The organism is Reyranella sp. (genome assembly GCF_036558665.1).
In the GTDB taxonomy this organism is placed as follows: Bacteria; Pseudomonadota; Alphaproteobacteria; order Reyranellales; family Reyranellaceae; genus Reyranella.
The window spans coordinates 1-7,144 of record NZ_DATBFE010000126.1 but is presented as its reverse complement, the minus strand read 5'-3'; the positions used below and the strand labels follow the sequence as shown (position 1 = coordinate 7,144).

Here is a 7,144-nt window from a genome sequence, read left to right as displayed (position 1 = left end):
GACTTGCCGGCGCCGTTGGGGCCGATGACAGCCGCGATCTCGCCTTCGGCGACGGCCAGGTCGACCTCGCTTACGGCGCGGAAGCCACCGAACGACTTGGAGAGGCCCTTCACCTCAAGCACGCTTCACCTCGACGCGGGTTACGTCGGCACCGTTTGGTTCAGGACTGGCGGTGCCCCTTCTCTTGCGCCGCAGCCAGGCGAAGCCCGCCGACAGGCCGCCGACGATGCCGCCGGGGAAGGCGAACAGCAGGACGAGCAGGATCGTGCCGAGAACGAATGACCAGTACTCGGTGTAGGACGTGGTCTCCTGGTTCAAGAGCACGAGAGTGGCCGCACCGACGACCGGCCCCCAGAAATAGTCGATGCCGCCGAGGATGGTCATGATCATCACTTCGGCGGATTTCGGCCAGAAGACATAGTCGGAAAAGACGCCGCGACTGAAGATGCCGAACAACGCGCCGGCGATGCCGGCGAAGCCGCCCGCGACCACGAAGGCGGCGAGCTCGTAGCGACGCACGTCGACGCCGATCGCCGACGCCCGCTCGGCATTCTCGCGAATCGTCGTCAACATGCGGCCGAACGGCGAATGGATGATTCGCCGCATCGCCGCCAGCGACAGGCCGACCACTACCAGGGTCAGCACGTAGAACTGCCCGGCGATGCGCAAGTCGCCGAGCAGGGGGATCCAATTCATCCAGTCGAGGTCGGGATAGGGCACGTCCGGCAGGCCCTGGTCGCCGCCGGTGACGTCGTTCCACTTGTAGGCAATCGCCCAGATGATCTGCGAGAAGGCCAGCGATAGCATGGCGAAGTAGATGCGCGTGAGACGCACGCAGAAGAAGCCGAACACCAGGGAGGCAAAGGCAGCGCCCAATGCCGCCGCCGGCAGGGCGATCGAAAACGGCATGGCATAGGTCTTCATCAGGATGCCGCAGACGTAGGCACCGATGCCGAAATAGGCGACATGGCCGAACGAGACCAGACCGGTCGTGCCGAGCAGGAGGTTGAGGCTCACGGCGAACAGGCCGCTGATCGCGATCTGCGTCGCGAGAAACACATCGTAGCGCGAGCCGAGCCACGGCACGACCAGGGCCGCGAGGAAGACGACGAGCGTCCAGGGAATGCGCCTTGCGAGACCGTTCGTCTTCATCGCATCGGCTTTCCGAACAGCCCCCAGGGGCGCACGATCAGGATCACCGCCATCAAGGCGAACACCGAAAACAGCGAAAAGCTCGGCATGATCAAGATGCCGAACGACAGCACCTGGCCATAGATGAGCGATCCCCAGAACGTACCCCAGAACGAGCCGAGGCCACCGATCACTACGACGATGAATGCCTCGACGATGACCTCGACGTCCATGCCCGGCACGATGCTCTGGATCGGCGTGACCAGCGCGCCGGAAAGGCCGGCGAGGAACGAGCTCGCCATGAACATCCCGGTGTAGAGCGCGCCAACATTGGCGCCGAGCGCACCCAGCATCTCGCGGTCGAGCGCCGCCGCGCGGACCATGCGCCCGGCCGAGCTGCGTGCCAAGATCAGCCAGCCACCGATCGCGATCGCCACGCCGGCCAGCATGATGAACAGGTTGTAGACCGGCAGCACGGTGCCGAAAATCTCAACGGCGCCGTCGAGGATCGGTGGACGCGACACCGAGAGCTGCTGCGTGCCCCAGATCGCCTTCGCGGCATCGCCCAGGATCAGGACCAGCGCATAAGTGAGCAGCAGTTGGTAAAGTTCCTCGCGTCCGTAGATATGACGCAATAGCAGCCGCTCGATCAGACCGCCGAGAAGGGCAACGCCCAGCGCGGCGGCAAGCGCGGCCAGCCAGAAGCTATGCAGCATCGGGGCGAGCAACTGGACGCCCTGCCAGGCGAGATACGCCCCGACCATGTAGAAGGAGCCATGCGCAAAATTCAGCACGCGCATGACGCCGAACACAAGCGACAGCCCCGATGCGATGAGAAACAAAAACATCGCTGTCGTGAGGCCGCCGAGGAATTGGCCGAACAGGAACGACACGTCGGCCATCAGTCAGGCCCTCGGCCGTCGCATGTGGCGGCGCAAAGCCTCCCCGCCCTCGAGAGGGCGGGAGGTACGCCGAGCTTGTTACCCGCGGGGTCCAACTCAGCCGGAAGCGGCTTCGGCGAGTGCCGTCACTGCGTGAAAGGCCCCTGCGACAGGTACTTGGGATTCTTCATGATGGCGAAGGGGTAGCGATCGTCCTTCACCATCTGGCCCCAGAACTCACCCATCCCGGTCTCGTGTGTCTTTTCGTTGAAGGTCAGCTTGCCGATCGGCGTGTCGAAGGAGAGCCCGAGCATCGCCTTGGCGACCGCCTCGGACTTCGTGCTGCCCGCCTTCTCGATGCCCGCCTTCAGCGCCAGGATCGACGCATAACCCATGATGGCCCAGCCCGACGCGTACTCCTGCTTGGTGAACGCCTTGAGGTTCTCGATGTAGGTCTTGTGTGCCGGCGGCTCGTTCTCCGGCCAGATCACGGGATCATAGGTGTCGGACCAGATGCCGTAGGGATAGTCCTTGCCGAGCGCCAGGGCCGCATCCGTCGTGCCGACCTCGCCGCCGTCGACCAGGCGGTTGTCGATCGCCTTGAAGTAGCCGAGCGGCGCGGCCTGCTTGGCGAAGGTGACGAAATCGCCGCCGAACACGTCGCAGAACACAGCGTCCGGCTTCTTGCCCATCTGCGCCGTGATGAACGGCGTGAAGTCGGCCGTGCCCAGCTTCGGCCACTGCTGGTCGACGATCTCGATATCGGGCCGGGCCTTCTTGATGAAGTCGACAAAGGCGCCAACGGCGTCGCGGCCGTAGGCATAGTCCGGCGCGATGGTCGCGACCCGCTTCACCTCCTTCCAGCCCGCGATGATCGAGGCGCCGGTGCGGCCGTCGATGTCGGTGTTCGAGGCGAGGCGGAAAATGTAGGGGTGCAGATTGGCCGGCGACACGAGCTGGATGGTCTTCGAGGTCGGCGCGACGAAGACGATCTTGTTTTCCTTGGCGATGGTCGATACCGCCGGCGCCTCCGCCGAGGTCAGCGTTCCCGACAGGAAGTCGACACTGTTCTTGATGATCAGCTCGCGCGCGAGGCGCACGGCTTCGTCGGCGCTCGCCTTGCTGTCACGCGTCAGGAGCTCCAGCTTGCGGCCGAGCACGCCGCCCTTGGCATTGATCTCCTGCACCGCCATTTCAGCGCCCTTGACGATGGGCACGCCGTAGACCGACGCCGGACCGGACAGCGGCATCGGATAGCCGATCTTGATCGTGCCCTGAGCGCTCGCCGCCGCCGGCACGAGACTCGCAGCAATGATCGCCACCAAAAGGCGTCGTGACGTCATGGACATCCTCCCTGTGCTTGCCTTTGCTTTTGGTCGATTCTGCGCTTGCAACAACCTCGAACTTCGAGTGACGCCACGCTAGCTGCCTCTAAGGGGTCAGGATGGCGTCATCACAAGGGCCGGTCAATCCGGCAAAGGAACACAGCGAGGGCGTGCGGTGCCGGCAAGAAGAGAGCCCGATCAAAAGCTTTCCAGTCGCTGCGCTGAACCAGTCCAAAGAGTTGCTATTGCAGCAATTTATCGAGCGCGAGACCGAAGCCCAGCAGCGGAATCTCGATCCGGACCGGCCGCTTCGCCGTGTCATGGAGTGCGATCTTGAACTGGCTGCCCGCACGCAACTCCGAGACGAACCTGTCGTCCGGCGCCAGCGTGACGAAGCAGCCCGAATTCGCACAGGTGTCGATCCGGAAACGCCGCACCTCGCCGTTGTCGACCTGGACCTCGACCGGCTCGGAGACGTTCACCCCGAGCGGCAACAGGATCGTCATCTGTGGCGCGCGCTGCGCCAGGCTGACGCTGACCTGGGCGACCAGTTGCCGGGTCTCCTTCAGGAAGAGCTGCTGCAGGGCGGTGCAATTGAGCGTCTTGCCGTCGCCGCTGCATTCGACGCGCCAAGCCGACGGGGCAACCTCCTGGGCCGAAGTGACGGAAGGAAGGCCACACATCGCGGCGGCGAGGAGGAGGGCCCCACTGAGGGCCCGCAACAGGCCCAGTTTTGCACTTTTCGACCGTGTGATATGCGACAATGTTCATTTCCGCATAGAAGATGCAATAAAAACATGCAATAATTTGCGGGGGTATGGCAAGCAAGATGATCTTCGCCGCTGACACCGGGCGCATCCGCCGCAAGGCGCTCGGCGCGGCGGCCGGACTTGCCGTCCTGTTGCTTCGCGCACCACTCGGCTACTCCCAGACTTGGCTCTACTCCGGCACCGACTACGGCACGGCGACGAACTGGAGCACCGGCGTCGTCCCCGGAGCCGGGCAGACCGCGACCTTCAGCGCCGGCGGTGCGAACCAGCCGGTGGTCGCCGGTAATTTCACCATCGGCACCGTCAACATGACCGCCGGATCGCTGGCGATCAACAGCGGCCGCACGCTAACGGTTCAGACCGCTTACAACCTCGCCGACGCCTCGATCCTGGGACCCGGCACCCTGTCGCTGGGCGCGGGGTCGCTGCTGACGGCTGGCGGAAGCTCGGCCGACCTCGTCTCGGCCGTCGTCGCCGGCTCCGGCGCGGTCACGATCAGCGGATCCACGGTCACCTTCACCGCCGCCAACAGCTACACCGGCACCACGACCGTCAATGCTGGCGGCACCCTGCAGGTCGGGGCGGGCGGTGCGACGGGCCAGCTCGGCACCGGCGCGGTGACCGACAACGGCGCGCTGGTCTTCAACCGCAGCGCCGCCCTTACCGTCGCCAACGCGATCTCCGGCAGCGGCAGCCTCACACAGGCCGGCACCGGCACCATCATCCTGACGGGAAACAACAGCTACGCAGGCATCACGAGCATCAATGCCGGCAGCACCTTGCAGGTCGGCAACGGCGGGGCGACCGGCAGCCTGGGCAGCGGCGACGTGGTCGACAACGGCACCCTCACCTTCAACCGCTCCGACACGCTCACCGTCGCCAACGCGATCTCCGGCACCGGTGCCCTGATCCAGGCCGGCAGCGGCACCACCATCCTCACCGGGACCAACAGCTACGCCGGCACCACCACCATCAACGCCGGCACGCTGCAGGTCGGCAACGGCGGCACCACCGGCAGCCTCGGTACCGGCAACGTCACCAACAACGGCACCCTCGCCTTCAACCGCGCCGACACGCTCACCGTCGCCAACGCGATCTCGGGCACCGGCGCACTCGTGCAAGCCGGCAGCGGCACGCTCGTGCTGACCGCTGCCAACACATATACCGGGCCGACGACCGTCACGGCGGGCCTGCTCAAGGTCGCCGGCAGCATCACGAGCAATGTCACGGTCGGCCCTAGCGGCAGCCTCGGCGGCACCGGCACGATCGCCGGCAACGTCGTCGTCAACGGCTTCATCCAGCCCGACATCGGTACGCTCAACATCGCCGGCACCTATACGCAGAACCCGGGCTCGACCTATCGCGTGGAAGTCACTCCCTCGGGCCAGAGCGACCTCATCAACATCACCGGTAACGCCGTCCTGAATGGCGGCACGGTATCGGTGACGGCGAACAGCGGCAGCTACGGCCGCAACACGACCTACACCATCCTCAAGGCCACCGGCACGGTGAGCGGCAGCTATGCCGGCGTCACCAGCAACCTCGCCTTCCTGACTCCCGGGCTTTCCTACGACGCCAACGACGTGTTCCTCACCCTGTCGCAGTCGTCGAGCGCCTTCGAGGCGGGCGGCGTGACGCCCAACCAGAAGGCAGTCGGCGCGGCGCTCGATCGCGCCAGTCCGACGGCGAGCGGCGACTTCGCAACGGTGCTCAGCGCACTGTCCGGCCTCACCACGGCGCAGGGACCGGCCGCGCTCGATGCGATCAGCGGCGTCGACTATGCCGGGTTCCAGACGCTGGCGGTGCAGAACGCTCGGGCCTTCATGAACCTGTTCACCGAGCGCGCCGGCGGGGCAAGCCACGGTTACGGCCGGGTCGCGCTCGCCGAGGCCTGCGCCGTCGCCTGCGACGTTCCGGCGGAGCCGCGCTGGAGCGCGTGGGGCGGCGGCCTGGGCGGCGTCGGCACGATCGCGGGCGACGCCAATACGTTCGGCTACAGCTACAGCCTCGGCGGCCTCGCGGCCGGCCTCGATTACGGCTTCGACCCGCGAGTCAGGGCTGGCGCCGCGGTCGGCTACACCAGCTCGACGCTCTACACGCAAGGCCTGCCGAACCAGGGCACCGCTAACGCCGTCTCGATCGCCCTCTACGGCCAGTTCGCCGACGGCCCGGTCTATCTCGACGGCCTCGCGGGCTACGCACGCGGCCAGAACCAGATGAAGCGGCAGATCCTGATTCCCGGGCTGGCGGCGCGCACCGCGCAGGGCAGCACCACCGCCGATCAGTTCTTCGGCCTGCTCGAGGGCGGTTACCGCATCGCGCTCGACGACGGTCCGGCCAATGCCGCGCTCACGCCATTCGCGCGCCTGCAGGGCTCGACCACGACGCAGGCGGCCTTCAGCGAAACCGGCGCGGACTCGCTCGACCTCGGCGTGGCACAGCAGACCACGAATTCGCTGCGCACGGTGCTGGGCGGCCAGTTGAGCGGCGACATCGCCAAGGTGAACTTACGCCTGCAGCTCGGCTGGAGCCACGAGTTCGCCGATCCCTCGCGCCCCGTGACAGCCTCGTTCGCCGGCGCGCCGGCCATCACCTTCACCACCCTCGGCGCCGCCACGCCGCGCGACGGCGCCACCGTCGGCCTGATGGCCACCGCCACGCTGGCCGAATCGATCAGCTTTTACGCCCGCTACGACGGCGAGCTGCAGGGCGGTACCACCAGCAACGTCTTCTTTGCCGGCCTGCGCATCGTCTGGTGATCACGGCCGCGGAACGGGCCGTCAGCCCCAAGGGCAGGGAAGTGAAGGCTCACCGCTCGATTCATCCGAAGATCATGTCTGCGGCATAGCTCCTACGCACGCCTCCGGTACGGACATCCAGTATGGACAGCGCAGGGATGGCGTGCCCGAGAGGACTCGAACCTCCGACCCGCAGTTTAGGAAACTGCTGCTCTATCCGGCTGAGCTACGGGCACGTGCGGCGACTTCTAGCCCATTGCCGTCGACTTTCCTAGAAGGCGCGCCTGCGGCCCGCAGCT

Annotated in this window: 5 protein-coding genes and 1 tRNA gene; 1 reads left to right on the top strand and 5 read right to left on the bottom strand. The window is 66.1% G+C overall.

All coding sequences use genetic code 11. From position 1 onward, the window contains the following. Window positions 1–114 precede the first annotated feature (114 nt). The 4 genes from VH499_RS18640 to VH499_RS18625 form a co-directional block, all read right to left on the bottom strand. The gene (locus VH499_RS18640) at window positions 115–1,152 is read right to left on the bottom strand and encodes a branched-chain amino acid ABC transporter permease (RefSeq protein WP_332054251.1); all 1,038 of its coding nucleotides are present in this window, start codon (window positions 1,150–1,152) and stop codon (window positions 115–117) included. Further along, window positions 1,149–2,033, bottom strand: a complete 885-nt coding sequence (locus VH499_RS18635; RefSeq protein WP_332054250.1) for a branched-chain amino acid ABC transporter permease — start codon at window positions 2,031–2,033, stop codon at window positions 1,149–1,151. Before VH499_RS18635 ends, VH499_RS18640 begins: the two co-directional genes overlap by 4 nt. Before the next feature lie 125 nt (window positions 2,034–2,158). Continuing rightward, window positions 2,159–3,355, bottom strand: coding sequence for an ABC transporter substrate-binding protein (locus VH499_RS18630; protein ID WP_332054249.1), 1,197 nt, complete (start codon window positions 3,353–3,355; stop codon window positions 2,159–2,161). A gap of 224 nt (window positions 3,356–3,579) precedes the next feature. Continuing rightward, window positions 3,580–4,059, bottom strand: a complete 480-nt coding sequence (locus VH499_RS18625; protein ID WP_332054248.1) for an invasion associated locus B family protein — start codon at window positions 4,057–4,059, stop codon at window positions 3,580–3,582. A gap of 95 nt (window positions 4,060–4,154) precedes the next feature. Between VH499_RS18625 and VH499_RS18620 the strand changes: the two genes are divergently transcribed. Next, on the top strand, window positions 4,155–6,866 hold the full coding sequence (locus VH499_RS18620) for an autotransporter outer membrane beta-barrel domain-containing protein (RefSeq protein WP_332054247.1): 2,712 nt from the start codon (window positions 4,155–4,157) through the stop codon (window positions 6,864–6,866). 138 nt (window positions 6,867–7,004) lie between these two features. Here VH499_RS18620 and VH499_RS18615 read toward each other — a convergent pair. Next, a tRNA-Arg gene (locus VH499_RS18615) sits at window positions 7,005–7,081 on the bottom strand. Window positions 7,082–7,144: the final 63 nt, after the last annotated feature.

Bases quoted from the DNA above. Each gene is read 5' to 3' on its own strand.
- VH499_RS18635 (WP_332054250.1), bottom strand. From the start codon at position 2,033: ATGGCCGACGTGTCGTTCCTGTTCGGCCAATTCCTCGGCGGCCTCACG.
- VH499_RS18630 (WP_332054249.1), bottom strand. From the start codon at position 3,355: ATGACGTCACGACGCCTTTTGGTGGCGATCATTGCTGCGAGTCTCGTG.
- VH499_RS18640 (WP_332054251.1), bottom strand. From the start codon at position 1,152: ATGAAGACGAACGGTCTCGCAAGGCGCATTCCCTGGACGCTCGTCGTC.
- VH499_RS18620 (WP_332054247.1), top strand. From the start codon at position 4,155: ATGGCAAGCAAGATGATCTTCGCCGCTGACACCGGGCGCATCCGCCGC.